The 25,585-nt window shown below is 71.5% G+C and carries 17 protein-coding genes, 5 tRNA genes, 1 other RNA gene and 2 pseudogenes; 17 read left to right on the top strand and 8 right to left on the bottom strand.

What is annotated here, in order from left to right:
* Positions 1 to 15: 15 nt before the first annotated feature.
* Genes K8638_RS17040 through K8638_RS17030 form a run of 3 tightly spaced genes read right to left on the bottom strand, consistent with a single transcriptional unit; the run spans position 16 to position 3,046 of the window.
* The gene (locus tag K8638_RS17040; RefSeq protein WP_223755588.1) at positions 16 to 954 is read right to left on the bottom strand and encodes a polysaccharide deacetylase family protein; all 939 of its coding nucleotides are present in this window, start codon (positions 952 to 954) and stop codon (positions 16 to 18) included.
* Between the two features lie 28 nt (positions 955 to 982).
* Positions 983 to 1,693: a glycosyltransferase family 2 protein gene (locus K8638_RS17035; RefSeq protein ID WP_223755587.1), complete on the bottom strand. Its 711-nt coding sequence runs from the start codon at positions 1,691 to 1,693 to the stop codon at positions 983 to 985.
* Between the two features lie 39 nt (positions 1,694 to 1,732).
* Positions 1,733 to 3,046 carry an NAD(P)/FAD-dependent oxidoreductase gene (locus tag K8638_RS17030; RefSeq protein WP_223755586.1) on the bottom strand — a complete coding sequence of 438 codons (1,314 nt, stop codon included), beginning with the start codon at positions 3,044 to 3,046 and terminating at the stop codon, positions 1,733 to 1,735.
* 237 nt (positions 3,047 to 3,283) lie between these two features.
* On the opposite strand from K8638_RS17030, the gene K8638_RS17025 reads away from it, so the two are divergent.
* The 9 genes from K8638_RS17025 (at position 3,284) to ffs (ending at position 10,535) form a co-directional block, all read left to right on the top strand.
* Entirely contained in the window at positions 3,284 to 7,891 is a 4,608-nt protein-coding gene (locus tag K8638_RS17025) for a tetratricopeptide repeat protein (RefSeq protein WP_223755585.1), read from the top strand.
* A gap of 141 nt (positions 7,892 to 8,032) precedes the next feature.
* Positions 8,033 to 9,313 carry a serine--tRNA ligase gene (gene serS / locus K8638_RS17020; protein ID WP_223755584.1) on the top strand — a complete coding sequence of 427 codons (1,281 nt, stop codon included), beginning with the start codon at positions 8,033 to 8,035 and terminating at the stop codon, positions 9,311 to 9,313.
* Positions 9,314 to 9,407: 94 nt separating this feature from the next.
* Positions 9,408 to 9,494: transfer RNA gene (locus tag K8638_RS17015), tRNA-Ser, on the top strand.
* A 42-nt stretch (positions 9,495 to 9,536) separates the two neighbouring features.
* A tRNA-Ser gene (locus K8638_RS17010) sits at positions 9,537 to 9,626 on the top strand.
* A gap of 29 nt (positions 9,627 to 9,655) precedes the next feature.
* A tRNA-Arg gene (locus K8638_RS17005) sits at positions 9,656 to 9,732 on the top strand.
* Positions 9,733 to 9,752: 20 nt separating this feature from the next.
* Positions 9,753 to 10,220 (top strand): tRNA adenosine(34) deaminase TadA, encoded by a 468-nt coding sequence (tadA, locus tag K8638_RS17000; RefSeq protein WP_223755583.1) that lies wholly within the window; start codon positions 9,753 to 9,755, stop codon positions 10,218 to 10,220.
* Positions 10,221 to 10,225: 5 nt separating this feature from the next.
* A tRNA-Ser gene (locus K8638_RS16995) sits at positions 10,226 to 10,312 on the top strand.
* Positions 10,313 to 10,325: 13 nt separating this feature from the next.
* Positions 10,326 to 10,412 (top strand) — tRNA-Ser (locus tag K8638_RS16990).
* Positions 10,413 to 10,442: 30 nt separating this feature from the next.
* Positions 10,443 to 10,535: signal recognition particle sRNA small type (ffs, locus tag K8638_RS16985), an RNA gene on the top strand.
* Between the two features lie 73 nt (positions 10,536 to 10,608).
* Here ffs and K8638_RS16980 read toward each other — a convergent pair.
* The gene (locus K8638_RS16980) at positions 10,609 to 12,072 is read right to left on the bottom strand and encodes a mannosyltransferase (protein ID WP_370644011.1); all 1,464 of its coding nucleotides are present in this window, start codon (positions 12,070 to 12,072) and stop codon (positions 10,609 to 10,611) included.
* A gap of 118 nt (positions 12,073 to 12,190) precedes the next feature.
* Between K8638_RS16980 and K8638_RS16975 the strand changes: the two genes are divergently transcribed.
* The 5 genes from K8638_RS16975 to recR all read left to right on the top strand — a co-directional run bounded on the left by K8638_RS16975 (position 12,191) and on the right by recR (position 17,808).
* Positions 12,191 to 13,729, top strand: coding sequence for an NAD(P)/FAD-dependent oxidoreductase (locus tag K8638_RS16975; RefSeq protein WP_223755582.1), 1,539 nt, complete (start codon positions 12,191 to 12,193; stop codon positions 13,727 to 13,729).
* A 70-nt stretch (positions 13,730 to 13,799) separates the two neighbouring features.
* A complete protein-coding gene (gene dnaX / locus K8638_RS16970) occupies positions 13,800 to 15,014 on the top strand; it encodes a DNA polymerase III subunit gamma/tau (protein WP_223755581.1) in 1,215 nt (404 codons plus the stop codon).
* Between the two features lie 64 nt (positions 15,015 to 15,078).
* Complete coding sequence (locus K8638_RS16965; RefSeq protein WP_223755580.1) at positions 15,079 to 16,800, top strand: DNA polymerase III subunit gamma/tau; 1,722 nt, start codon at positions 15,079 to 15,081, stop codon at positions 16,798 to 16,800.
* A 90-nt stretch (positions 16,801 to 16,890) separates the two neighbouring features.
* Entirely contained in the window at positions 16,891 to 17,208 is a 318-nt protein-coding gene (locus tag K8638_RS16960) for a YbaB/EbfC family nucleoid-associated protein (RefSeq protein ID WP_223755579.1), read from the top strand.
* A gap of 6 nt (positions 17,209 to 17,214) precedes the next feature.
* Positions 17,215 to 17,808, top strand: coding sequence for a recombination mediator RecR (recR, locus tag K8638_RS16955; protein WP_223755578.1), 594 nt, complete (start codon positions 17,215 to 17,217; stop codon positions 17,806 to 17,808).
* A gap of 30 nt (positions 17,809 to 17,838) precedes the next feature.
* On the opposite strand, the pseudogene K8638_RS45225 reads toward recR, so the two are convergent.
* The 4 genes and pseudogenes from K8638_RS45225 to K8638_RS16940 form a co-directional block, all read right to left on the bottom strand.
* A pseudogene (locus tag K8638_RS45225) lies at positions 17,839 to 18,147 on the bottom strand (AgmX/PglI C-terminal domain-containing protein); the annotation flags it as partial.
* 386 nt (positions 18,148 to 18,533) lie between these two features.
* A pseudogene (locus K8638_RS16950) lies at positions 18,534 to 19,836 on the bottom strand (protein kinase); the annotation flags it as partial.
* Positions 19,837 to 19,838: 2 nt separating this feature from the next.
* Positions 19,839 to 21,821 (bottom strand): FecR family protein, encoded by a 1,983-nt coding sequence (locus K8638_RS16945; RefSeq protein ID WP_223755577.1) that lies wholly within the window; start codon positions 21,819 to 21,821, stop codon positions 19,839 to 19,841.
* Positions 21,818 to 23,302: a collagen binding domain-containing protein gene (locus tag K8638_RS16940; RefSeq protein WP_370644010.1), complete on the bottom strand. Its 1,485-nt coding sequence runs from the start codon at positions 23,300 to 23,302 to the stop codon at positions 21,818 to 21,820. Before K8638_RS16940 ends, K8638_RS16945 begins: the two co-directional genes overlap by 4 nt.
* Positions 23,303 to 23,631: 329 nt before the next feature.
* Here K8638_RS16940 and mglB point away from each other — a divergent pair, with 329 nt between their 5' ends.
* From mglB to K8638_RS16925, 3 genes are all read left to right on the top strand, one after another.
* Entirely contained in the window at positions 23,632 to 24,111 is a 480-nt protein-coding gene (gene mglB / locus K8638_RS16935) for a gliding-motility regulator GTPase-activating protein MglB (RefSeq protein ID WP_002637270.1), read from the top strand.
* A gap of 11 nt (positions 24,112 to 24,122) precedes the next feature.
* Positions 24,123 to 24,710, top strand: a complete 588-nt coding sequence (gene mglA, locus K8638_RS16930) for a gliding-motility regulator Ras-like GTPase MglA (RefSeq protein WP_223755575.1) — start codon at positions 24,123 to 24,125, stop codon at positions 24,708 to 24,710.
* 119 nt (positions 24,711 to 24,829) lie between these two features.
* A complete protein-coding gene (locus K8638_RS16925; RefSeq protein WP_223755574.1) occupies positions 24,830 to 25,582 on the top strand; it encodes a dihydrolipoamide acetyltransferase in 753 nt (250 codons plus the stop codon).
* Positions 25,583 to 25,585: the final 3 nt, after the last annotated feature.

Raw genomic sequence — 25,585 nt, 5'->3', positions numbered from 1 at the left:
AGAGGCCCGGGGCCCTCACGGCGTGGCGGAGAGCCTTCCGGCGGCCTCGCGCAGGGTGACGACGTCACACTCCGCCTTCAGCCAGCCGAACACCTCGCGCAGCCGCTCCATCTTCCGGGTGGCGCTCACGCGCAAATCCCGCTGCTGGCGGACGAGCGCGGGAGGAATCCCGTCGGACGCGTCCAGGACGTCCACCCCGTGGAGCTCGAAGTTGAAGAAGGCGTCCTTCCGGCACGCGCGCCAGGCCGCGCGCAGGGGGGGCAGCGGCAGCGTGGTGGCGAAGGTGCCGATGAAGGGAAAGCGCACGGCCGGCGTCACCGCCATGGGCAGCTCCAGCACCGCGCCCGTCCCCCGCTGGTACGGCCGGGCCGGGTCGGGCCGGTAGGGCACCCGGGGCGCCAGCAGCACCCGCGGCGTGTCCAGCACCGAGCGCGACGGCCGGCCCATCAGCGCCAGCGCTCCCATCACCGCCGCCTTGGCCGCGTAGTACGGCGCGGCGGGGAACGCGGACGAGCCGTACCGGTAGCCCAGCTCCGCCGTGGCCGCGTAGAGGTCCGCGTTCAGCGTGTAGCCCGGGGCGCGGAAGCCCTCCGGACGGACGCCCGTGGCCGCGAGGATGGCCGCGTCCGCTCGCGCCAGGTCCTCGCGGATGACGGCGGGCCCCCGGCGGGTGAGCGCGTAGTCGTGCGAGTGGCTGTGGCTGGCCACCTCGATGCCCGCCGCGTGGGCCGCGCGCATCCCCGAGGCGGCGCCCGGGTCCGACTCCAAGTCCTCCCCAATGGCGAAGAAGGTGCCCGGCACGCCCAGCGCGTCCAGCAGCTCACGGAAGCGGGGCACCGCCACCGCGTGGACCAGGGTGCGGGCGCGCGCGTCCAGCAGCGACTCCGGCAGGCCGTGGATGCGGCAGTAGTGCGGCAGCGAGTCCAGGTCGACGGAGATGGACGCCAGCCTCACGGTGCCCGCCCTTCCTGGAGCCCGGGGCTCACTTCCCGGCGATGCGGATGACGTAGAACAGCTTGCCCACGTTCTTGAGGACGTTGGGCACGCGCTTGAACAGGTGGATGGAGGGCTGGCGCTTCTCGTGGAGCTGGATGGGGATTTCCACCACCTTCAGCCCCTCGCGCCAGGCGCGGATGACGAACTCGCTGGCGAACACGTCCATGTCCACCACGCACTTCTGGATGACGGGCAGCAGCGCCTCGCGGCGGAAGGCCTTCAGCCCGTGCGTGTCCGTGCCCTTGAAGCCCAGCGCCACCTTCAGCAGCTTGTTGTGCACGCGCGTGGCCGCCCGGCGCACCAGCGGGCGCTGGTCGCTGGCGCCCTTGGCCGCCTTGGAGCCCACCACCATGTCCGCCTCGCCCCGCTCCAGCCGCGGCAGCGCCGCGTCGTAGAAGGTGAGGTCGCACAGGTCGATTTCGTCGCAGATGACGTAGGTGCCCCGGGCCATGGTGATGCCGGCCTTGAGCGCGGAGCCGTAGTTGGGCCGCTCCGAGTGGAACCAGCGCAGGCGCGGGTTCTTCGCGCACAGGTCTTCAAGGATGCCCGGCGTGGCGTCGCGCGAGCCGTTCTCCGCGAAGATGATTTCGTAGTCGAGCCCCCGCGCATCCAGCCCCTGGCGGAGCTCCTCCGCCGCCGAGGCGATGATGGACTCCTCGTTGTAGACGGGAATGACGACGGAGAGGTGCGGGGCCATGGAATTGGGTCCCTCAGATATGGGGCGGGGGCCGGGCCGTCAACCGTTCAGCGTCCGGGCGCAGGCCCTGCCAGCGAGGATGGCGTCCTCCATGGAGGAGTACTCCCACTGCCCGTATCGCCCGGCGATGAGGATGCCCGCGTGCTCCAGGAAGCGGAGGATCTCCGCCTTCGCGGGGCCGTACGCCTCGTCATAGAGCACGTACGCGTGCGGAATCTCCCGAGCGTGGGCGAAGAGCACGTCGTCCGCCGAATGAATCATCCGCGAGCGCAGCAGGTCCTCCACCGCGTACTTCTCCGCCGTGGCGGGGGACAGCTCCCCGTGGTGGCTGTACTCCACGTAGAAGGTGGAGGTGTCCGGCGGCGCCAACGGCGCGTACACCGCCGAGGGCGAGCCGATGCGGTACGTGTGGAACTCCGGCTCCGGCAGGTAGATCCAATGCCAGGGCTGGCGGTTGGCCCCGCGCGCGGCCACTGCCACGTAGGTGACAGTGGTGGCGCGCAGCCGCTTCGACGCGGCCATGACGGAGTCGGGCACGCCCGGGCCGCCCTTCGCCAGCAGCTGCACCAGCCCCGGCAGTGAGATGCTGGACACCAGCCCCGAGTACGGCAGCACGCGGCCATCCGACAGCGTCACCTTGCGGGCCTTCCAGTCGATGGCGGTGGGCTCGGTGTTGACGCTCAGCTCACCGCCCTGGAGGTGGCGCAGCATGGCGCGGGCGAGGCTCTCGATGCCACCCTCGCGCGGGTAGAGGAAGGACGCGTTGTAGCCCACCGCGTCGCTGCCGGCCCCCAGCGCCCCGTCCACCACCTCCTTGAGGTTCGGCCTCGGCACGAAGCGCCCCACCCAGGCGGCGGACAGCTCGCGCGGGTGCACCGTCCAGAGCTTCTGGTTGTAGGGCACCATGAAGTTCTTCGCGAAGCCCTCCCCCATGTAGCGGAGGATGAACTCCTCGAAGTTGGCCGGCTCCCGCTCCCGCAGCGCCCGGCCCTTCTCGCCGTAGATGGCCTCCACGTAGCCGACGAGGTTCTCCGACACCACCTCCGGCGGCAGGCCGTGGGTGTTGACCTGGTACGGGAAGCGGGTGAACACCCCGCGCGTGAAGATGCCCGCCTTGCGCTGGATGCGGACCATCTGCCCCGGCAGCCAGGTGCCGTTCACCAGTTCCTGGATCTCCGGGTCCCTCAGGTGGAGCCAGTGGCCGGTGGGGTCGAAATAACACCCATCGATGACCTCGGTCTTGATGAGGCCGCCGACCCGGTCGGACTTCTCGATGAGGCGCCAGGGCCTCCGGAGGAAGTGGGCGGTGGACAGGCCCGCGAGTCCCGCGCCAAGAATGACGATGGGTTCCATGCCGGGAGGGGTCTACCACCTCCGGTTCACCGGGGGGAAAACGAACGCATGCCCCCTCCTACGGGTGGACAGTGCCCTCGCCCGCCCGCTCGGGGAGCGAAGGGAGGTTCTCTTCCGGCATCGACGTGCGCGTTCTTTCCGGGCTGGAAACGGCTCTGCTAGCCTGCGCGCACCGCGAAGGCGCTCCGAAGCCTGCTCGCGAGCATTCGCGCCAGTCGGACCCGTCGAAGGAAATCCATGAAAGTCTCCTGCCCGTCTTGCCAGACGAACTACAACATCGATGACAAGCGGATCCCGCCTGGCGGCGCGAAGCTCAAGTGCGCCCGGTGCCAGACCACCTTCCCCATCAAGCTCGAGTCGGTGAGCGCGCCGGCCGCGCCCGTCCCCCAGGCCGCCGCCATCCCCCTGCCGGGTGCCGCCGCGCCGCAGGCCGCCGCCATTCCGTTGCCGGGCGCGGGGCCGTCCTCGCAGGCCATTCCCCTGCCGGGCGCCGCGCCGGAGCCGGACGCCTTCGGCTTCGACGACGGCGCGTCCGCCGTGACGTCCGCCGCCGCCATCCCCCTGCCGGGCGCCGCCGCGCCCTCCGCCGGGGCAATCCCCCTGCCGGGCGCCGCCGCACCCTCCGCCGGGGCAATTCCCCTGCCGGGCGCCGCCGCACCGCAGTCCGCCGCCATCCCCCTGCCGGGCGCCGCGCCGCAGGCCGCCGCCATTCCGCTCGGCGCCGGTCCCGCCGCCATTCCCCTGCCGGGCGCCGCGCCGTCCTCGCAGGCCATCCCCCTGCCCGGCGCTGCCGCGCCGCGGTCCGCCGCCATTCCGTTGCCGGGCGCGGGGCCGTCCTCGCAGGCCATTCCCCTGCCGGGCGCCGCGCCGGAGCCGGACGCCTTCGGCTTCGACGACGGCGCGTCCGCCGTGACGTCCGCCGCCGCCATCCCCCTGCCCGGCGCCGCCGCGCCGATGGATGCGTTCGGCGAGCAGGACGACCTCGCCGTGGCCGACAACCGGGACGCGACGCGCGTCGTCCGCATCCCGATGCCCGAGGACGCGTTCCCCGAGCAGCCTCCCGCCGCACCGGACTACGGCACGTCCGACGAGATGCGCGGCACCGCGCGCGACTTCGACTTCTCCGAGGAGCCCCTGCCGCCGCCCGTCGAGGAAGCGCCGGCCTACGGCGCGCCCGACATGCCCGGCACCGCGCGTGACTTCGACTTCTCCGACGACGCGCTGCCCGTCCCCGCCCAGCCCCAGTCCGGGGCGGACCCGTTCTCCTTCGACATCGAGCCGCCGGGCAACGAGGCCACGGCCTTCGCGCTGCCGCCCACGCCCTCCCCCACCCTGGGCTACGGCACCGCGCCAGCCGAGGCGGACCCGTTCGCCCTGCCCCCTCCGCCGGACGCCTACGGCACCGCGCCAGCCGAGGCGGACCCGTTCGCCCTGCCCCCTCCGCCGGACGCCTACGCGCAGCCGCCCATGCCGGCGGATGACCCGTTCGCCCTGCCCCCTCCGCCGGATGCGTACGCGCAGCCATCCATGCCGGAGGATGACCCGTTCGCCCTGCCCCCTCCCCCGGCCGCGACACCGTCGTTCGACTTCAACGAGCTGCCGGCCCCCGCGGGTGAGGACCCGTTCGCCCTGCCCCCTCCGCCCGTGCCTGGCGCGGTGGACTACTCGGACCTGCCTGCTCCGGCCGCCCCGGCGATGGACTTCTCGGACCTGCCCGCTCCGGCCGCGCCGCCGCAGGACCTGTCCTTCGACTTCAATGAGCCCCCGGCCGCGCCCGCCCCCGCGCCGGACTTCAACCTCGACTTCGCCGAGCCCCCGCCCCCGGCCGCCCCCGTCAACCCGGCGGTGGACTTCGGCGACGTGGACTTCGGCTCTCCGCCCCCGGCGGCCGCCGCGCCCGCCGGCATCGGCGGAATCCCGGACTCGCTCGAGTTCGACCCCACCGCGAGGCCCGCGGACGACCTGGAGGCCGACCTCTCCGACCCGTTGCCGCCCCCGCCCAACGGGGGCACCGCGGACGGCCTGGAGATGCTGTCGTTCATCGACGACGCGGCCGGCAAGGACGCCGGTGCCCAGGCGGGCGCCAAGGTGCGCCGCTTCCACGTCCGCCGCCGCTCGGGCAAGGTGTTCGGCCCGTTCGACGAAGGCGTCATCGTCAAGATGCTGGAAGACGGGCAGCTGCTGGGCAACGAGGACGTCTCCACGGACTCGGAGAACTGGTCGCCCATCGGCACGGTGTCCACCTTCGCCGCCGCCATCCAGCGGCTGATGGAGGGCCCCGCCAAGGGAGTGGCCCCCGTCGCGGCCCCGGCCATCGCCACCACCTCCGAGGCCCCCCGGGTGGATGCCGCCAACCCGCAGGCCAACATGAAGCGGCTGGAGCAGCTGTACGAGGGCCGCATGGCCGGTGTGGCCGTGGTGGACCGCAGCGGCGTCCAGGAGAAGTGGAAGAAGCGCATCCCCATGCTGGTGGCCGCCGGCATCGGCGTGGTGCTGGTGGGCATCGGCGTGGGCATGGAGGTGGGCTCGCGCTACGGTGCCTTCGGCCGCCGCGCCTTCTTCCCCGCCCGCGTCTCCGAGGGCTCGCCCCAGGCGAAGATGGTGGCGGACGCGCGCCAGGCGCTCCTCCAGGACACCTTCGCCAGCTACCAGGAGGCCCACTCCCTCAGCGCCCAGGTGCTCCAGCAGGGTGAGTACCCCGCGGTGCGCTCGCTGTGGTGCCAGGCCGTCCACTACCTGCAACGCCGCTACGCCGCCGCCGCCCCGGGCGAGCTGGCGCGCTGCCGCCAGGAGATGGAGAACATCGAGCTGCTGGGCAAGAAGGACGTGGAGGTCGTCAAGGCCGCCGCGGCCATCGCCCTCACCGCCCGTCAGGTGGACACGGTGCTGCCCGCGCTGAACGACGCCTACAGCCGCGAGGCCAACGGCGGGGACCTGGAGCTGGCCTTCCTCGTGGCCGAGGCCTACGCCCAGAAGCGCGACGAGGCCCGCGCCATCGACACGTTGAAGAAGGTGCTGGCGCGCGAGCCGAAGTCCGCCAAGGCCCACCACGCCCTGGGCAACCTGCACCAGGAGGCAGGCCGCGCGGATGACGCCGCCGCCGCGTACGCCGCGGCGCTGGAGGCCGACCCGAAGCACGCCGCCTCCGCGGTGGAGCTGGCCGCGGTGGAGCTGCTGGTCCGCAAGGACGGCGAGAAGGGCACCCGGGCCGTGGAGAGCGCCCTGGCCGAGGACGTCCAGTCCGCGCTGGGCCCGGCGGAGCTGGCCCGCGCCCGCGGCCTCAAGGGCGTGGCCCTCTTCCAGCAGCACAAGCCGAAGGAGGCCGAGGCCGAGCTGAAGGCCGCCCTGGAGAAGGACCCGGACTCCGCCTTCACCAAGGCCCAGCTCGCCCGCGTGCTGCGCGCCCAGCGCAACTACGAGGGCGCCCTGCCCCTCTACACGGACCTGGCCGCCAAGGACGCCGACAGCCTGGAGTACACGGACGGCCACATCACCACCCTGGTGATGACGGGGAAGATGCAGGCCGCGCTGGACGCCGTGAAGAAGGCCAGCGAGCGCTTCCCCAACGAGGCCCGCATCGCCTACCTCTACGGCCGCATCGAGGACGCGCTCGACAAGCTCTCCGAAGCGGAGGGCCACTACAAGCGCGCCATCGCCGCGGACGCCAACCTGGTGGAGGCCAGCCTGTACCTGGGCCGCTTCTACCTGCGCCAGCGCCGCAACGCCGAGGCCCGCGTCCAGCTCGAGCTGGCGGCCTCCAAGGCCCCGGACGAGGCCGGCGTGCGCGCCGGCCTTGGCGAGCTGGCCCTGGCGGAGAACAACACGCTGCTGGGCCAGCAGGAGTTCGAGCGCGCCGTGCAGCTCGACCCCAACCTCGCCGACGCCCACCTGGGCCTGTCGCGCGTGGCGCTGCTGTCCGGGGATTTGGAGAAGGCGAAGGAGGAGGCCAACCTCGCCCTGGAGCTGGACCCGCACCTCTTGAAGGACGGCCGGCTGCAGCGCGGCATCGTCCTCTGGCGGCTGGGCCAGCTCGACGAGGCCGTGGCCGAGCTGGAGAAGGCCAAGGTGGAGGACCCGCGCTCCACCACCACGCCGATTACGCTCGGCGCGGTGCTGCTGGAGAAGGGCGACCTGGCCGGCGCGGAGAGCAACCTGGGCCTGGCGCTGAGCAACGAGCCCTCCAACCACGAGGCGCTCTACTACCTGGGCCTCGTCAAGGCGAAGCGGCTGGAGTTCACCGGCGCCGTGGACAACATGCGCAAGGCGGTGGAGCGCGCGCCCTCTCGCCCGGACTACCACTACGCCTACGGCGTCATCCTGCGTGACGCGAAGAACCTGCCGGACGCCATCAAGGAGTGGCAGAAGGCGGTGGAGCTGGACCCGCAGCACGCGGACGCCCACGAGGCCCTGGGCCATGCCCACCTGGAGGCCGGCGAGTTCGAGGAGGCCATCGCCTCGTTCGAGGCCAGCCTCAAGGCCGACCCGCGCCGCACCCGGGTGCTGGGCTCCATCGGTGACGCGTACTTCAGCGCCGCGCGCTGGAGTGACGCCGTGAAGCGCTACCAGACGGCCCTCAAGGCGGACCCGAAGCTGACGTACGTCTATTACAAGGTCGCCCGCGCCTTCACGGAGCAGGCCCAGCACGCCAAGGCCATCGACTGGTACCGCAAGGCCACCACCGTGGAGCCGGAGAACCCCATGTCCTACTACTACCTGGGCTTCGCCTATAAGGAGCGCAACAAGCGCCGCGAGGCGGTCCAGGCGTTCAAGGACTACCTGTCCCGCAAGCCGGACGCGACGGACAAGAAGGACATCGAGGACGAAATCTACGACCTCGAGAACTAGCCCCTGGAGGGCGGGCCGGCCGTGGCCCCTTCGCGGACACGGCCGGCGTCAGGTGGAGGGGGGCCGGGGCGTCCGCCCCTGAGCAGCCCGGGCGCGAGAGTCTTGCTGGCCACCGCCCGGGGTGACTACAAGGCATGCCCCATGCTGGACCTCCGGAACGTTGCGCAGAACTTCGATGCCGTTGTCGCCCGCCTGCAGACGCGCGGTGGCAGCCTGGACCTGGGCCCCTTCAAGAGCCTCTTCGCCGAGCGGCGCGAGCTCTACGTCTCCATGGAGTCGCTGGCCGCCCGCCGTAACGCGGCCAACGACGAGATGAAGCGCAAGGCGAAGGAGGACCCCAAGGCGCTGGATGCGCTGCGCGGGGACCTGCGCGCCGTCTCGCAGGAAATCAAGGAGAAGGAGGCCCGCCTCAAGGAGGTGGAGGAGGAGCTCAGCCACATCCTCCTGCTCATCCCCAACGTGCCGCACGAGTCCGTCCCCGTGGGAGCCGGCGCCGAGGACAACGTCCAGGTGCGCACGTGGGGCGAGAAGCCAAACCTGCCCTTCACCCCGAAGCAGCACTTCGAGCTGGGTGAGAAGCTGGGCATGCTCGACTTCGAGCGCGCCGCCAAGGTGTCCGGCAGCCGCTTCGCCTTCTACAAGGGCGCGCTGGCGCGGCTGGAGCGGGCGCTCGTCACCTTCATGATCGATGTGCACTCCCAGAAGGGCTACACGGAGATGCTCCCGCCCTACCTGGTGCTGCGCGAGTCGATGTTGGGCACCGGCCAGCTCCCCAAGTTCGAGGAGGACGCCTTCAAGACGGTGGGGGACCCCGAGCGCTTCCTCATCCCCACGGCGGAAGTGCCCATCACCAACTACCACGCGGACGAAATCCTGGAGGGCGAGCAGCTGCCCCTGCGCTACTGCGCCTTCAGCCCCTGCTTCCGGGCGGAGGCCGGGGCGGCCGGCAAGGACACGCGCGGCCTCATCCGCCAGCACCAGTTCCACAAGGTGGAGCTGGTGAAGTTCGCCCCCCCGGAGAAGAGCCTGGAGGAGCTGGAGGCGCTGACGGACGACGCCTGCGACATCCTCCGCCGCCTGGGGCTGCACCACCGGGTGATGCTCCTGTGCACCGGGGACATGGGCTTCGCCTCCCGGAAGACCTACGACATCGAGGTCTGGCTGCCCGGGCAGAACACGTACCGCGAGATTTCCTCCTGCTCGGACTTCGGTGACTTCCAGGCCCGCCGGGCGAAGATTCGCTACCGGGCCCAGAAGGGGGACAAGCCCCAGCTCGTCCACACGCTCAACGGCAGCGGTCTGGCCGTGGGACGGACGAGCGTTGCCCTCCTGGAGAACTACCAGCGCGAGGACGGAAGCGTGGCGATTCCCGAGGCGTTGTGGCCGTACATGGGGGGGCTGAAAGAGCTGAAGCCACTTTGAGCCATGAATCCGGCTTGCAACGGGCCCCGAATGAGGTAGAAGGGCGGCCCCACGGTCGCCGTCGGACCGAGGGACTCCGCCGGCTCTGAAGCATGGAGGCGTGGCCGAGCGGCTGAAGGCAGCGGTCTTGAAAACCGCAGAGGGTGCAAGCTCTCCGTAGGTTCGAATCCTACCGCCTCCGATTTTGTTCTTGAGTTTCGCGGTTCTTTGACAGAGAAGAGATGGAGAGATGGCCGAGAGGCTGAAGGCACAGGTTTGCTAAACCTGCATACTCGAAAGGGTATCGAGGGTTCGAATCCCTCTCTCTCCGCCACTTGTTGTGGTAGTAACGCCGGAAGAAATGCTCCCTTAGCTCAGCTGGATAGAGCGTCGGACTACGAATCCGAAGGCCGGAGGTTCGAATCCTCCAGGGAGCGCCATCTTCTTTCGCGTTGTTCTCATGAGTGACGACGAAGCTTTCATGCAGCAGGCGCTTGCGCTCGCGCGGGAAGCAGCGGAGCTCGGAGAGGTCCCTGTCGGCGCGGTGGCGGTGCATGACGGAAAGGTCATTGCCACCGGTTTCAACCGCCGCGAGATGGACCGGCACCCACTGGCGCACGCCGAGATGCTGGCGATGGATGCCGCCGCCCGGAAGCTGGGCGTCTGGCGGCTCTCGGGCGTCACCCTGTATGTGACGCTGGAGCCCTGTGCCATGTGCGCGGGAGCGCTGGTTCAGTCCCGGGTGACACGGCTCGTTTTCGGAGCCTCGGACGCGAAGGCAGGCGCGGTCGGCTCGCTCTACAACCTGGCCGAGGAGCCTCGGCACAACCATCGGCTCCAGGTCTCAAGTGGTGTACTGGCGGACGAGAGCCGCCTGCTTTTGAAGACGTTCTTCGAGCGCCTGCGCGCGAGAAAACGTGACAACTGAATACTGGAGAGCTGGCCGAGTGGTCGAAGGCACCTGACTCGAAATCAGGCATACCGGTAACGGTATCGTAGGTTCGAATCCTACGCTCTCCGCTCCAGACTTTTTGGAGAGGTGGCCGAGCGGTTGAAGGCGCACGCCTGGAACGCGTGTATATCTGAAAGGGTATCGTGGGTTCGAATCCCACCCTCTCCGTTGTTGTTTCAGTCGTTGGTGGTTACAGAGCTTGTGGTCGGGACAACGTGGGGGCGTGAACCCCGCCAGGTCCGGAAGGAAGCAACGGTAGCGTACTTCCGCGTGTGTCCCGGCCGTTCTTTTGGAGAGCCGGCATCCTGCTTCGGGATGTCGGCTTTCCGCCTTTGCGGGCTTGGCGCCCCGCCCTCCCGGGCGGCTACTCGCGCGTGAGAATCGTCTCGCGGCCAATCTTCCGCGCAACCCGGAAGCCGGCGGCCTGCAACTCGGCCAGGGCTCGGTCCTCGAAGGTGACGGCGCGGTTGAAGTTCCTGTCCCTCATGGCGTGCTGGAAGGCGCCGTCCCGGGGCCAGTCGCAGGTGAGCCAGGGAATCCGCTTCCCCAGGTAGAAGAAGCCGCCGGCACCCCACAGCCCCTCGTTGACGATGAGCAGGCCCCTCGCCCCTTCCCCCCGGGTGGCGGCGACGATGGCGCGGAACTGGTCCGCCCGCAGGTCGCCGGGCGGGTAGTCGCGGGCCACCCGCACGCCCGCCGCCAGGGCGAGCGCCGCGAGGCCCCACCGGAGGACGGGCCGGGCCTGGGCGGTGATGAAGGCGGCCACCGGCGGCGCCGCGGCCAGCATGGCCAGCACCAGGCCCGGGTAGAGGAAGCGCTCCTCCTTGTGCGCGGTGGCCAGCAGCACGCCCGTGTACACGGCGGCGCACCCCAGCGGCAGCGACAGCGCGCGGTGCTGGCGCAGGGTGGCCAGTCCCAGGGGCACGGCGGCCGCCGCCCAGAGGGGCACCGCGTCGAGGAGGGGCTTCAGGTAGAAGCCGGGGGACGCGGAGCCGAAGCGCGCCGCCGCTCCGCCGGACAGGACGTTGAAGCGCACGTAGGCGAAGAAGGAGTGGAAGGGCGAGCCCCAGGTGGCCCAGTCGAGCGCGCCCAGCCCCGCCGCCACGCCCAGTCCGCCCAGGCAGGTGAAGGCCAGCAACCGCCAGCGCCGCGCCGCCGCCAGCCACACCAGCGCCACCAGGACGAAGATGGCGGAGGGGTAGCGGGCCACCACCGCCAACCCCAGGGCCATGCCACCGAGGAGGCCCGCGCGCACCGGACGCTCGCGCCGGTCCAGCGCCTCCATGGCCACCACGAGGAAGGAGGCGGAGAAGGACTCGCCCAGGGTGCGCCCCGCGAAGACGAGCACCGGCCCGTAGAGCCCCAGCAGGAGGGCGGCCAGCCACCCGCCCGAGGGGCCCGCGCGGCGCGAGGCGAAGCGGTACGCGGCCCAGAGGCTCCACGCGTGCAGCGCCGCCTGGGGAATGGCCATCACCGCCCGGTAGCCCCGCGGGTGGGTGATGCCCAGCAGGTCCGCCAGCTTCAGGAATGCGGCCAGCACACCGGGCACGGCCCAGTTGCGGATGCCGTCCTTCCACTCCCAGGCCAGCACGCCATAGCCGTGCACGCGCCAGAAGGCCGGCTCCAGCGCCTGGTACACCTCGTCCGGGTGGATGCGGCCCAGTTGCAGCACGGCGATGACGGCCGGCAGCATCGCCACCCCCAGTCCCAGCAGGAGAACGGGCCAGCGCCGGCCATTCCCGGGCGAGGAGCGGGGCAGGTCCGGAGCCGGCTCGAGTGTTGTATCGGGAACGGCGGGAGCCTGGGGTTGGGGGGCGGGCGCGGACACGGGCGTGGCCGACTCTCCCCGCCCCGCCGTCCGGGCGCAAGATGCGTGGCGTTCGTCCGCCCGCTCTCCGCCCGGGCTCGGGCCCGGGTGGAAACGCGGCGATTCTCGGGAGGAAGGCATGCCGGATGTCATCGTGGTGGGCGCGGGGCACAACGGCCTCGTGGCGGCGGCGCTGCTCGCGCGCCGGGGACTGTCCGTCACCGTCCTGGAGGAGAAGGACGTCATCGGCGGCGCGTGCCGCACGGAGTACCCGTTCCGCGCGGCGCCGAGGCTGGGCGTGTCCACGGGCGCGTACCTCCTGGGCCTGATGCCGCCGGAGCTCCTGCGCGAGCTGGAGCTGGACCTGCCCCTCAAGCGGAGAGACCCGCACTACTTCCTGCCCACCACCGGCAAGCGCTACCTCCTGTTCGGCTCGGACGAGCGCGAGCTGAAGCGCCAGTTCCTCGAGTTCTTCTCCCAGGCGGACTGGGACGCCCACGTGGCGATGAACACCGAGCTGGCCGCGCTGCGCGACGACCTGGCCCCGGCGTGGCTGAAGCCTCCTCTGTCGCTGGAGGAGACCGCGGAGCGCTACATCCGCCCTGCCCTGCGTCAGCACTTCGTCCGGCTGTGCCGGGGCACGGCGCGCGAGTACCTGGAGCGCTTCGGCTTCAAGTCCGACCTGGTGAAGGCCATGTACGCGGTGACGGACGCCTTCTCGGGCCTGGACGGTGGCTACGACACGCCGGGCACGGGGATGAACCTGCTCGTCCACAACATGTGCCGGCTGCCCGGCAGCGGCGGCACGTGGATGATTGTCGGCGGGGGCATGGGCACCGTCACCCAGGCCATCGCCAACGTCGCGCGGAAGCACGGGGCCTCCATCCGCACCGGCGCGAAGGTGACGTCCGTGCGCGTGGACCGGGGCGTGGTGAAGGGCGTGGTGCTGGAGAGCGGCGAGGAGGTGAAGGCCGCCGTGGTGGTGTCCAACGGAGACCCGTTCCGCACGCTGAAGCTGGTGGACGCGGCGGCGCTGCCCGCGGACTACCGCGCGAAGGTGGACGCCATGGCCGCGCCGGGCACCACAATGAAGGTCAACCTCTGCCTGGAGGATTTGCCCACCTTCACCTGCCTCCCGCAGGACCGGGGCCAGTTCGGCCCCACCATCCACCTGCTGCCGCAGGAGGACGATGTGCTCGGAGCGCTGGCGCGCGCCTACCAGGACACGAAGGAAGGCCGGCTGTCGGAGTTCCCCTCCATCGAGTGGTACATCCACACCACGGTGGACCCGTCGCTGCGCGACGCGGAGGGGCACCACAACTCCGCCCTCTTCGTGCAGTGGGTGCCGTACGCGCTGAAGGGCACGACGTGGGAGCAGGAGGAGTCACGCTACGTGAAGCACCTCCTGTCCATCTGCGACCGCTTCGCCCCGGGCACCAGTGACCGGGTGCGGGAGACCTTCACCCTCACTCCCCCGAAAATCGAGAAGTACTTCGGCATCACCGGCGGCCACATCCATCATGTGGACAACAAGCGGGGCTTCACGGACCGGCTTCCCTACGAGACGCCGGTGCAGGGGCTCTACTTCTGTAGTGCCGGGTGCCACCCCGCGGGCAGTGTCATCGGCGCGGCCGGGCACAACGCGGCGGGCGTGGTGCTACAGGCGCTCGGACGGTGAGTGCAATCCCACCTGGTGGGCAGGCAACGAGATGGATCATTCACGCCGTCGTGTTTAGATGACCACCCCCATGAGCTACCTCGTCCTCGCGCGTAAATGGCGTCCGCAGAAGTTCGATGACATGACCGGGCAGGAGCACGTCGTCCGGACGGTCGCGAACGCCATCAAGATGGACCGCGTCGCTCACGCGTACCTGTTCTGCGGGCCTCGCGGGGTGGGCAAGACGACGGCCGCCCGCCTGCTGGCCAAGGCGCTCAACTGCGAGAAGGGCCCCACGGCGAACCCCTGTGGCGAGTGCCGGGCCTGCACCGAGATTGCCGCCGGCACCAGCGTGGACGTGGCGGAGATCGACGGTGCCTCCAACAACGGCGTGGAGAACGTCCGCGAGATTCGCGAGAACGCCAAGTACCTGCCGCAGCGGGACAGGCACAAAATCTACATCATCGACGAGGTCCACATGCTGTCGGGGGCGGCGTTCAACGCGCTGCTCAAGACGCTGGAGGAGCCGCCCGGGCACGTGAAGTTCATCTTCGCGACCACCGAGGCGCACAAGCTCCCGGACACCATCCTCTCGCGGTGCCAGCGCCACAACTTCCGGCGGATTCCGGCGGCGCGGATGCTCCAGCGGCTGCAGGAGATCTGCAAGGCGGAGGGGGCGGGCATCTCGGACCGCTCGCTGGCCCTGGTGGTGCGCCAGTCGGAAGGCGGCATGCGCGACGCGCTGAGCCTCCTGGACCAGGTGCTTGCCTCGTGCGGGGCCAACCCCACGGATGAAGAGGTGGCCGAGGCGCTGGGCGCCATCGACCGCACGGTGGTGCAGGACTTCGCCGAGGCGCTGGTGCGCAAGGACGCGAAGCGCGTGCTGGAGCGCGTGGAGGAGGTCTTCAACCGCGGCCTGGACCTGAAGCGGCTGGCGGAGGAACTGGCCTTCCAGCTCCGGCACCTCTTCGTCACCAAGACGCTGAACGAGGCGCCCGCCGAGCTGGCCGAGTCCGAGCAGAAGGCGCTTCTGGCGTTGGCGAAGGAGGCGGAGACCGCGCAGCTCACCCGCCTGTTCGACGTGGTGCACGGCTGCATCTGGGACGTGTCGCGCGCGGCGCAGCCGAGGCTCGCGCTGGAGATGGCCCTGCTCAAGGCCATCCAGCTCTCGCCGGGCGGCTCCATCCCGGAGCTGCTCGCCCGGGTGGACAAGCTCGCGGCGGGGCTGTCCCAGGGAGAGGGTTCCGCCCGGAACACCGCTGGAGCGCCGGGAGGTCGCTCCAGTCCCGCCAACTTTCGCGCCTGAGACGCGGCACGCCCCGTCCGCTCCGGCGGTCTCCCCTGCCCCACGCCCGTGGGACACCCGAGGTGTGTCCGCGCCCGCCACACGGGTGGAGCGCGCGACCGAGCCCGTGGGCCATGCGGGGCCCGTGCGCACGGCCGAGGCACCACACGCCGTTGAGCGCGTGCCCCCCGCGGAGCCCGCGTACTCCACCGAGCCGCCGCACGCCCCCGAGCGACTCCGCCCCGCCGAGCCGATGCGCCCGGCGGAACCCGCGCACTACGCCGAGCCGCCGCACGCCCCCGAGCGACTCCTCCCCGCCGAGCCGATGCGCCCGGCGGAACCCGCGCACTACGCCGAGGCGTCTCACCCCGCGGAATCGATGCGCGCGGCCGAGTCCGCTCCGCGCTACGCGGAAGCGCCCCATCCCGCCGAGCCGCGCTCCGTTTCCGCCGTGCCTCCGGTGGCCCCGACCGGGCCGCTCGTGGACGACCTGCCGGCCTCCGCGGCCCGGCCCCTGTCCTTCCTCCGCAACGGTGGAGGCTCGGCCGCCACCGCGATGACGGCTCCGGCCCCCACGGCCTATGTGGCCGAGGAGCTGCCTCCCTCCGGCCCGCTGATGGACGGCCTGCCTCCGTCGGCGGCCCGCCCGCTCTCCTTCCTGCGCAACAAGGGTGGTACCGCGCAGCCCTCGGCCCCCGCTACGCCACCGCCGGCGCCCGCCGGAGCCACGCCGCTGTCGCGCACCACCGAGCCCGCGCCCACGGTCCGCATCACCAACATCCGCCGGCCCGAGCCGCCGCCCGGCCCCTCCGAGCCACCGCCGTATTCCGACGACGACGCGCGCTACTACCCCGAGGAGCACTCGCCCGAAGGCTGTGCCTCCGGGGAGTGTCTCCCCGACGCCGAGCCCGTCCCCGGAGAGGACTCCGCCGGGCCCGCGGAGGTTGCCTCCGCGATTGCCGCCCGCGCCTCCTTCCCGGCATCACCTGCCGCTGCCGAGGGCACTGCCCGCGCGCCCTTCCAGGCACCGCACGGCAACGCCGCCGAGCCTGGTCCTCGCACACCCATCTCGGACTCCCGCGCGTCCTTCGCGGCGCCACCTGCCGTTGATGGGCCTACCGCTCGCGCGCCCTTCCCGGCCCCCAACGCCGGAGCCGTGCCCGCCTCCCGCGCGCCATACTCGGCCACCCCCGTCGGGCCCGCGCCCGCCGCACGCGCCCCCTTCCCGGCTCCCAACGCCGGCCCCGCGGCCCGCGCGCCCTTCCCGCCCTCCGCGCCAGACTCCGACCCCGAACCGGAGCCCGAGGCGGCGCCACGCCCCGTCGCGGGCGGCCGTGACAATCCCAACCGCCCCCTCGTCGAGCGGTGGCGGGCCGCCGTGGAGAGCGTGAAGGCCGCCTCGCCCCGGCATGGCGCCGCGCTGGCCAACGGGCGCCTCATGTCCATGCGGGCCGGGGAAATCGTCCTCGGATACCTGCCCGCGGCCGGCTTCCACCGCACGGCCGTGACGTCGCCCGGGGGCAAGGCCACCATCGACAAGGCCCTGGCCGAGCACTTCGGGCGCCCGGTGAAGCTCACCATCCAGGAGGTGTCCGCCGAGGACACCGCCATGGGGCTGAGCATCGCCGAGCAGGACGCCCAGAGCCGCGCCGCCCACGAGAAGAGCACGGACAGCAAGGTGCGCAACCACCCGGCCGTCCGCGCCGTGCTCAAGTTCCTCGGGGGGGAAATCGAGCACATCCAGGTATACGAGCCCGAACGCCCCTCGGCCGGCCCTGCGGCCGAGACCCCCGACGACAGCGCCTGACAACCACCGCGCGCAACGGTAGGGTGCGCCACTCCACGCCCGGGGCGGGACCCCTGAGGGTGCCCGCTCCCACGAGTACCGAGGAAGCACATGCCTGGCGTCGACCTGAACTACTTCATCCGGCAGGCGAACAAGCTGACGGAGAAGATTGAAGAGCGGAAGCAGCAGCTGGCCGAAGAGACTGTCGAGGCAAAGTCCGGCGAAGGCCTGGTGACGGTGGTCGCCACCTGCACCCAGGAGATTCGCAGCATCAAGATCGACAAGTCCGCCATCGACCCGAATGACCCGTCGATGCTCGAGGACCTCATCACCGCCGCGGTGAACGCCGCCCTGGCGAGCAGCCGTCAGCACATGCAGCGCGAGCTCGCGAAAATCTCCGGCGGCATCAAGATCCCCGGCGTTACCTGATACCGGATGACTCCCGACCCGCTGAATCGACTTGTCGCCCAGCTCGCGAAGCTGCCGGGCATTGGCGAGAAGACCGCCCAGCGCCTCGCATTCCACATCCTGCGGGCGCCCGGCGAGTACGCCTCGGACCTGTCCCAGGCCATCCGCGAGGTGAAGGAGAAGGTGCACCTGTGCGTGCGCTGCTTCTCCCTCACCGACTCGGAGACGTGCGGCTTCTGCCGGGACTCCCGCCGCGACGAGCGCGTGCTCTGCGTGGTGGAGACCTTCGCCGACCTGATGGCCCTGGAGCGCACCCGCGAATTCAAGGGCCGCTACCACGTCCTGCACGGCGTGCTGTCCCCGCTGGAAGGCGTGGGCCCCGAGCAGCTCCGCATCAAGGAGCTGCTGGAGCGCCTCAATGACGGCCGCGTGGAGGAGCTCATCCTCGCGACCAACCCGGACGTGGAGGGCGAGGCCACCGCGCTCTACCTGACCCGCATGCTCAAGCCCATGGGCCTGCGCATCACCCGTCTCGCCCAGGGCCTGCCCATGGGGGGAGACCTGGAGTTCGCGGACCAGGCCACGCTCGCGAAGGCGCTGTCCGCCCGCCGCGACCTGTAGCCCGTGGGGCGGCGCCGGACCGCGGCGCCGCTACTGCGTCACCCGCCACGAGAAGGGCATCACCACCGTGACCTCCTGGTCCCGGTGGGCCGGGAAGCGCAGCCGCTCGGCCTGCGTCTCCAGGCAGCGTCCCACGCTCGACGAGGCCAGCGGCCCGCGCGTCCCCGCCCGCACCCTGCCCGACGAGGCGATGGTGAGCTGCACCTGCACCTCGCCCTGCGTCGCCGGCAGGTCCGACTTGTAGCGCTCGAAGCAGCCGGTGATGCGGGCCCGCCCGCGCGACACCACGCGCTGGATGTCCTCGATGCCCAGCGTCACCAGCTTCTTCGTAGAGGTGGCGCGCGGCTCCGGCGCGGACTTCGTGCCGGTGCCCTGGGACGCGGCTCCGCCCTCCACCGTCCCGGCTCCCGCTGGAGCGGCGGTGGTCAGCGTCGCGCCTCCCCCTGCGGCAGCCGGCGCCACCTCTGGAGTGCCCGCGCCGGGAGCGGCCGCCGCCGTCTCCCCGACGGAGGTTCCCTGGGCGGAGCCACCCGGCGCCACCGCGCCTTCCGCCGGAGCGGCCGTCCCCGTCAGCGCGGCCTGGCCCTGCAGCGCCCCGGTATCACTTCCCGCCACGGGGGCCGGTGTGCCGCTGCCACTGCCCACCCCGGCGGAAGGTACCGGCGCCTTAGCGCCCTCCACTGGCTCGTGAATGATGGACGGCGACGCCTGGACCTTCCGCACGCCGGCGTAACCCACGAAGGCCGCACCGGCCAGCAGCATGCCACCGGCCAGCCCGACGACGAGCGTGCGCCAGCGGCGGCCACCCGGAGCCGGGCGCTCGGGCGCCGCGACGGCAGGCACCGCCGGCCCCGGCGCCACCGTGCCCGCCGCGGCGGGAGGCCGGGTCGCCCAGAGGGCGGCCTGCGCCGCGGTGGGAGCCTCGGAGCCCCTGGGCCGTCCGCCATGGACGTCCGTGCCTTGGAGTCCCGAGCCGGGCACCTGCACGGGTGAGCCTTCCGTGCCATGGGTGGCGGTGAGCGTGGCCATGGTGGGAATGCGCGTGCGCTCCGTGAAGCGCTCCTCGCCGAAGTGTCCGCGCAGGAAGGCGGCGAGCTGCGAGGTACCGGAGGCGCTCAGGTGCTCGCCCAGGAACGCCTCCAGGTCCAACGCGAAGGCCTCCGCGGTGGGGTAGCGGTCCTCGGGCTTGTAGGCCATGGCCTTGAGGATGATGGCCTCCAGCTCCCGCGGCAGGTCCGGCCGCAGCTCGCGCGGGCGCTTGAAGTCGCCCTGCAAGAGCGCGTTGAGCACCGCCAGGTCGTTCTCCCGAGAGAAGGGCCTCACGTGGGTGAGCGCCTCGAAGAGGCTCACGCCCAGCGCGAACACGTCCGCGCGCCGGTCCACCTCCTGGCCCTTCGCCTGCTCCGGCGCCATGTACATGTACTTGCCCTTCACCACGCCGGCGCGCGTGTTGACGAGCCTCGACTCGGCCTTGGCGATGCCGAAGTCCAGCACCTTCACCTGTCCCTGGTACGTCAGGTACAGGTTGGAGGGAGAGATGTCGCGGTGGACGATGTTCAGCGGCTGCCCCGCCTCGTTGCAGAACTCGTGGGCGTAGTGCAGGCCGCGCGCCGCGTCGATGAGCACCCGCAGCACCACCGGGTAGGGCACGTAGAGACGGCGCCGTCCCGCCAGCCGCAGCGTCGTGGAGAAGTCCTCGCCCGCGAGGTACTCCATGCAGATGTAGTAGCAGCCCTCGGTGAAGCCGAGCTCGTGAATCTGCACGATGTTGGGGTGGGCCAGCTTCGCCGCCAGCCGCGCCTCGTCGCGGAACATCTCCACGAAGTCGGAGTTGCTGGACAGGTGCGGCAGCATGCGCTTGATGACGACATTGCGCTCGAAGCCGTCCGCGCCCAGCAGCTTGGCGAGGAAGATTTCCGCCATGCCGCCTTCGGCCAGCTTCCGCACCAGCACGTACTGGCCATAGGGACGGAGCAGGGGCGCGGAGTCGACCTCGGAAGCGGGTCGGGTCGTCTGGGGGGGTACCATCCTCACGGCCCTCGCGGGTTCAAGGTGCGCACCGTGTACACGTCCGGCGCACCGGGACGGTACATCTTAAACACCAGCAGCGGGGGGGAGCCCACCGGCTGCACCCAGGTGCTGAATCGGTGTTTGCCATCCAGGGGCACCGGACGTCCATTGATGGACAGCCGCGCGTTCACCGGCGCCACCCCGGTGGCCCGCACCCGCTCCCCGGCCGGCTGTCCATTGCGCGGCGAGGACACCACCAGCACTGGAACCGAGTTGTCGTAGACCAGCTCCAGCTTGTTCATCCGCCCGCCCTTGAGCTGCGCGCCCGACGCGGACAGCGGGGTGACGGACCACAGGTAGCTGCCCTCGCCCAGCGCCCCCGCGTCCAGCGCGGCGCGCGTCTCCGCCACGGTGCGCTCCACCACCGGCGTGCCCAGCGCGCCCGCGCGGTACACCGCCACGCGGTACTTCGCCGCGGACGCCTCCTCCCCATAGGTGAAGGTCACCGCCGGAGGCTTGTCCTGGTAGAAGATGGTCGTCTTCTCCGGCCCCTCCGGCACCACGTTGCGCACCCGGGCCAGGTCCCTCGCGGGACGCTCCGGAGCAAAGCGCGCGCTGCCCTTCGCCACCTCCGTCCCGTCCTTGCGGCGCACCCGCCAGTAGAGGGAGCCGCGCGACGGAGCGGGCACGGTGACGAAGGGCCGGAACACCGTGCCCGCCAGCACCGGGCGCGTGAAGGCCGCGTCCGAGGCCACCTCCACCACCGCCTCGCCCTCGCCCTCCCAGGTGAAGGCCACGTCGCCCATGCCCTGGTGGAACACCTCCACGCCCTCGCTCGCGCCCAGGGCCAGCGGCGCCGGCGCCAGCGGCTCGATTCGGGGGGCGCCGGACTCGCCCTCCAGCATGGCGCGCTCGCCCGCGCGCAGCGGCTGCCGCGCCTCGCCTCGCACCAGCGTCACCTGTCCCGTGAAGGCCTCCACGCGGTAGCCAGACGCCGTGCGCCGGACTTCCAGCCGCGCCGCCCCGCCGCCCTCCACGCCCAGCCCCGGCAGCAACACGCGGCTGGTGCGTCCCGGCGCGAGCTGCACTCCCAGCCCGCCCTGCCGCAGGTCCACCCGCGCCTCGTCCGTGGAGCCCCCCTGCCCCGCCCCCTCCAGCACCAACTCCGAGCCCGAGCCCAGCGACAGCACGGAGGACGAGCCCTCCAGCGCCAGCACCGCCGAGCCACCGGGCCGCGTGCGCACGCCGTCTCCGGGCGACAGCACCTCGCCCTGCCTGGAGACAGGCCGCCAGCGCACCGTCCCCTTCGGCCGCACCTCCGCGCGGCCCGAGCCCAGGCGCACCGTCACCGGAATGGGCGCCAGCTTCACCACGCGGGGCATGCGCACCACCTCCAGCCTGCCGCCGGCCACCGCCACCGACTCGCCCTCGGCGGCGCGCACCTGCTGCCCGTCCCGGCCCACGAACTCGATGGCGCCCAGCCGCACCTCCACGCGGCCGGTGTCCTCCTCCACCTGCACGCTCACCTCGCTGGGCGCGTCGGAGCCCACGCGGGTGAGGCCGAAGGGCGTGTGGATGCTCAGCGTCACCTTGGAGCCCGAGCCACCGCCTCCGTGCCGCGCCCCCGCCGGCACGCGCGACAGGACGATGCCGCGCTCCACCGTCATGACGATGCCGCCCGCGTCCCCGCCCATCGCGAAGCGCGCGTCGGGCCCCACCTCCACCGTCCGCCCGTCCGGGAAGCGCACCGTGGCCGCGCCCCCGGGGCCCGTCTCCACCGCATCGCCTCCATACAGGGGCCCCTCACCCGCCGGGCCCGTCCTTCCCCCGCGCTCCAGCCGGACCTCGCCGGACAGGCGCTCCAGCCGCGCCAGCTCCGCGCCCGGGCCCGCATCCGGCGCCGGGGCCGCTGCCACGGGGGCCGCGGGCGGAGGGACGGCGTCCTCGTCGCAGCCGGCGGCGAGCAGCAGGACGGCCAGGAACCACGGACGCGGGGAACTCACCGTTTCTGCCTCGGGAAGAGATCGACGTTGAAGATGGCCTGCTCGCCGTCACGCACCTTGACCACCTTGGTCTGCGACAGGTGCCCGCGGGCGGAGATGGTGATGCGGTAGGTACCTCCCTTCACCCGCACCGTGAAGGCCCCCTTCGCGTCCGTGCGCGTGCGCACCTTCGCCTGGGGAATGAGGAGCGTGGCCGCCAGCGGCTGCCCGCCCCGCGTGCTGCGCACCTGCCCGGTGAGTGTCGCCGGCCCGCTCTTGCGCTCCAACGCGAGCGGCACCGACAGCGCCGACTCCTGCCCCGCGACGATGACGGCCGCCTCCTCCGCCGGGCGGAAGCCCGGGGACTTCACCACCACCGCCACCGGCCCGGGAGGCAGGTCCTTCACCTGCGCCTGCCCCATCATGTCCGTGCGCACCTCCGCCGCCCCCACCGCCACGCGCACCTCCGGCAGCGGCACGCCATTCTGCGCGCTCACCACCGTCACCCGCAGAGCGCCCGTGGGCGGAGGCAGCCGCCGCGCCCGCACCTCCACCGCCGCGCGCCCGCCGTCCTCCACCGTGGCCCGCGCCTCCGAGGGCGCGTAGCCCTCCGCGCTCACCCGCGCGGCCACCTCGCCCGGGGGCAGCTCCGCCTCCACCCGGCCTTGGGCGTCCGCCACGCGCTCCACGTCGCCCAGCGCCACCCTCGCGCCCGGCAACGGCGCGCCCGTCTCCGCGTCCACCATCTGGAGCGACAGCGTCCCCGCGGGCACCCGCGCGGGAGGCGGTGGTGGCGGCGCGTGCGGGGCATCCCTCCAGGACAGCTCCAGCGCCGCGCCCACCCGGCGCAGCCGCTGCTCCGAGCGCGTGCCGTCCGCCAGCGTCACCGTGTCCTGGACGTGCTGGAAGTCCAGCACCAGCGTGCCACCCCACCGCGCCGCGCTCTTGAGGGGCACCAGCAGCGCGCCCCCGGCCGAGAAGCCCGTGGCCTCCGCCTTCGTCCCCGTCGCGTCGCGCACCGCCAGCGCCACCGGCAGCTCACCGCGCGCCTCCAGCTTCAGTCCCAGGAAGAGCGGCACCAGCACGCGCCCATTCACCAGCGCCGCGTGCCGCACGCCCCGCGCCAGCACCGGCGCCTCCGAGCTTCCGAAGAGGGGCAGCTGCGCGAAGCCATAGCCCGCCCCCACCTCCGCGCGCACCGGCCCGAGGAAGGTCCGCGCCCTCGGCCCCACCGACGCGCGCAGCAGGCTGCCACCGGTGATCCGCAGCGAGCCCTCCTTCAAATCGAACGCCTCGCGCTGCACCTCCGCCCACGCCCCCAGCCACGGCCCCACCCACCCCACGCCCACCGCCGCCAGGTCGTTGGGCGTGAGGCCCTCATAGGTGAGCCCCGGCCCTACATCCGCCTGCTGGCCGTCACGCAGGGAGACGCCGTAGCGCAGGCGCAGCGAGGCACGCTCGGCCTCCTGCTCCGCCCGGGCGGAGGCCGGGGAGACCAGCACGAGCAGCACCAGCGCCAGACGCGCCAGAGAGGAAAGAAGGGGGATGGGGGGTTGCAAAGCCCGGCGGAGTATAGAGAAAGCCGCGAAGGCTCCCAACCCCGGGGGATGGGATGTCCCGGGAAGGGTCCCAGGCCCGTGCCCGTCCGGGCGGCATGGGGACGGCCATGGATCGCCCTCCAGGACGCGCATGGCTTCTTGCTGGAGTGAGTTCGCTTTGCTAAGCATCCTCACGGTCGGTAGCGCCTCGTCTAACCTCCGGGATTCACTCCAGAAACAATCGGAGCGTTGCCGTGAGCGGGGCGAGCGAACGCTGAGGAGCGCATACGCCCATGGGCACGCAACTGGTGATGTACGAAGAGGAGTTCACCAAGATCAACGCCGTTTGCGACCGGCTCACCAAGGACGCGAACGCGAAGGTGGTCTTCCTCGTCGACAAGAACGGGCAGCTCATCTCCTCGGCCGGTCAGACGCAGAACATCGACACCACCTCGCTGGCCTCGCTGACGGCCGGCAACGTGGCCGCGATGGGCGGCCTGGCCAAGCTGATCGGTGAGAACGAGTTCCCCAACCAGTTCCACGAGGGGGCCAAGGACTCGCTCTACATGACCATCGTCGGCAGCCGGGTCGTGCTGGTCGTCATCTTCGACAACCGCACCAGCCTCGGCCTCGTCCGTCTGCGCATCAAGAAGGCCAGCGACGAGCTCACGAAGATCTTCGAGAGCCTGGTGAAGAAGACCGACAGTCCGGGAGCCGGGTCGCCCTTCGCCGAGATCTCCGACGACGATATCGACAACCTCTTCAGCGAGTAACCCGGGAAGCCATGTCCTTCATCAACTACTCATCCCGCGAAATCAACTGCAAGATTGTCTATTACGGGCCCGGGCTCTGCGGGAAGACGACCAACCTGCAGTACATCTACAACAAGACCGCCGCGGAGACGAAGGGCAAGCTCATCTCCCTCTCCACGGAGACGGACCGCACGCTCTTCTTCGACTTCCTCCCGCTGTCGCTCGGTGAGATTCGCGGCTTCAAGACGCGCTTCCACCTCTACACGGTGCCCGGTCAGGTCTTCTACGACGCCAGCCGCAAGCTCATCCTCAAGGGCGTGGACGGCGTGGTCTTCGTCGCCGACAGTCAAATCGAGCGCATGGAGGCCAACATGGAGTCCATCGAGAACCTCCGTGTGAACCTCGCCGAGCAGGGCTACGACCTGAACAAGATTCCGTACGTGGTCCAGTACAACAAGCGGGACCTGCCCAACGCGGTGACGGTGGAGGAGATGCGCAAGGCGCTCAACCCCCGGAACGTCCCCGAGTACCAGGCCGTGGCCCCCACCGGCGTGGGCGTGTTCGACACGCTCAAGGCGGTGGCCAAGCTGGTCCTCACGGAGCTCAAGAAGGGCGGCTGATGCAACCCTCCGGCCGGGGAGCCGGACCCTCGCACTGCGCGTGACAAGACGGCCCGCGGGGAAGGGTGGTATGACCTCAGGCCGTCGGGTCGGGCCGTCTGACTTCTTGAGGTCGCACCGTGCGTGTCGCTGCCGCAACCTTCCACCTCCTCGCGCTCCTGAGCGCCACCGCCTGGATGCCGGCGCTCGCGCAGGAGCCCTCCGCCGCCTCCCCCGCGGCGCCCGTCTCCACGCCGGCCGCCGCGCCGCGGGCTCCTGATGCCGCGCAGGCGCCGGTGGCTCCGGCGGCGGGCGCGCGTACGGCGGAAGAGGCCTTCGACACCCGCGTGAAGACGCTGGAGGAGCAGGTCGTCGACCTGAAGGAGAAGATCTACCGCTCCAAGGCGCGGCTGCTGCTGTTGCAGGAGACGGTGCTGGGCGGTGACGTGTCCACCGGCTCACGCGCCGTCATCGTCCACAAGAACGAGATGGGCGGCTCCTTCATGCTGGAGTCGGTGACGTACGCGCTGGACGGCGCCCCCATCTTCACCCAGGTGGATACCGAGGGAGACCTCGGCAAGCGCCTGGAGTTCGAGGTCTTCAACGGCCGCATCGTCCCCGGGCAGCACCAGATTGCCGTGCGGCTCGTCTACCGCGGCAACGGCTACGGCGTGTTCAGCTACCTGGAGGGCTACAAGTTCAAGGTGCAGTCCAGCTACACCTTCAACGCGGAGCCCGGGAAGCTGTCCACCGTGCGAGTGGTGGGCTTCGAGCAGGGCGGCCTCACCACGGACCTGAAGGACCGGCCGGCGGTGCGCTACGACATCGAGGTGTCGCGCGACACGGGCCGCAAGGCCGGGCCGCCGGCCACCTCCTCCTCCGAACCGAAGTAGGGG

This window comes from Myxococcus sp. RHSTA-1-4, assembly GCF_020037125.1.
In the GTDB taxonomy this organism is placed as follows: domain Bacteria; phylum Myxococcota; class Myxococcia; order Myxococcales; family Myxococcaceae; genus Myxococcus.
This window is presented reverse-complemented; position numbering and strand designations above follow the sequence as displayed.

What these genes read in the sequence shown, in the direction of transcription:
- recR (WP_223755578.1), top strand. Translation starts at nt 17,215, where the DNA reads ATGACTCCCGACCCGCTGAATCGACTTGTCGCCCAGCTCGCGAAGCTG.
- tadA (WP_223755583.1), top strand. Translation starts at nt 9,753, where the DNA reads ATGAGTGACGACGAAGCTTTCATGCAGCAGGCGCTTGCGCTCGCGCGG.
- K8638_RS17035 (WP_223755587.1), bottom strand. Translation starts at nt 1,693, where the DNA reads ATGGCCCCGCACCTCTCCGTCGTCATTCCCGTCTACAACGAGGAGTCC.
- mglB (WP_002637270.1), top strand. Translation starts at nt 23,632, where the DNA reads ATGGGCACGCAACTGGTGATGTACGAAGAGGAGTTCACCAAGATCAAC.
- K8638_RS16960 (WP_223755579.1), top strand. Translation starts at nt 16,891, where the DNA reads ATGCCTGGCGTCGACCTGAACTACTTCATCCGGCAGGCGAACAAGCTG.
- K8638_RS17030 (WP_223755586.1), bottom strand. Translation starts at nt 3,046, where the DNA reads ATGGAACCCATCGTCATTCTTGGCGCGGGACTCGCGGGCCTGTCCACC.
- mglA (WP_223755575.1), top strand. Translation starts at nt 24,123, where the DNA reads ATGTCCTTCATCAACTACTCATCCCGCGAAATCAACTGCAAGATTGTC.
- dnaX (WP_223755581.1), top strand. Translation starts at nt 13,800, where the DNA reads ATGAGCTACCTCGTCCTCGCGCGTAAATGGCGTCCGCAGAAGTTCGAT.
- K8638_RS17025 (WP_223755585.1), top strand. Translation starts at nt 3,284, where the DNA reads ATGAAAGTCTCCTGCCCGTCTTGCCAGACGAACTACAACATCGATGAC.
- K8638_RS16975 (WP_223755582.1), top strand. Translation starts at nt 12,191, where the DNA reads ATGCCGGATGTCATCGTGGTGGGCGCGGGGCACAACGGCCTCGTGGCG.
- serS (WP_223755584.1), top strand. Translation starts at nt 8,033, where the DNA reads ATGCTGGACCTCCGGAACGTTGCGCAGAACTTCGATGCCGTTGTCGCC.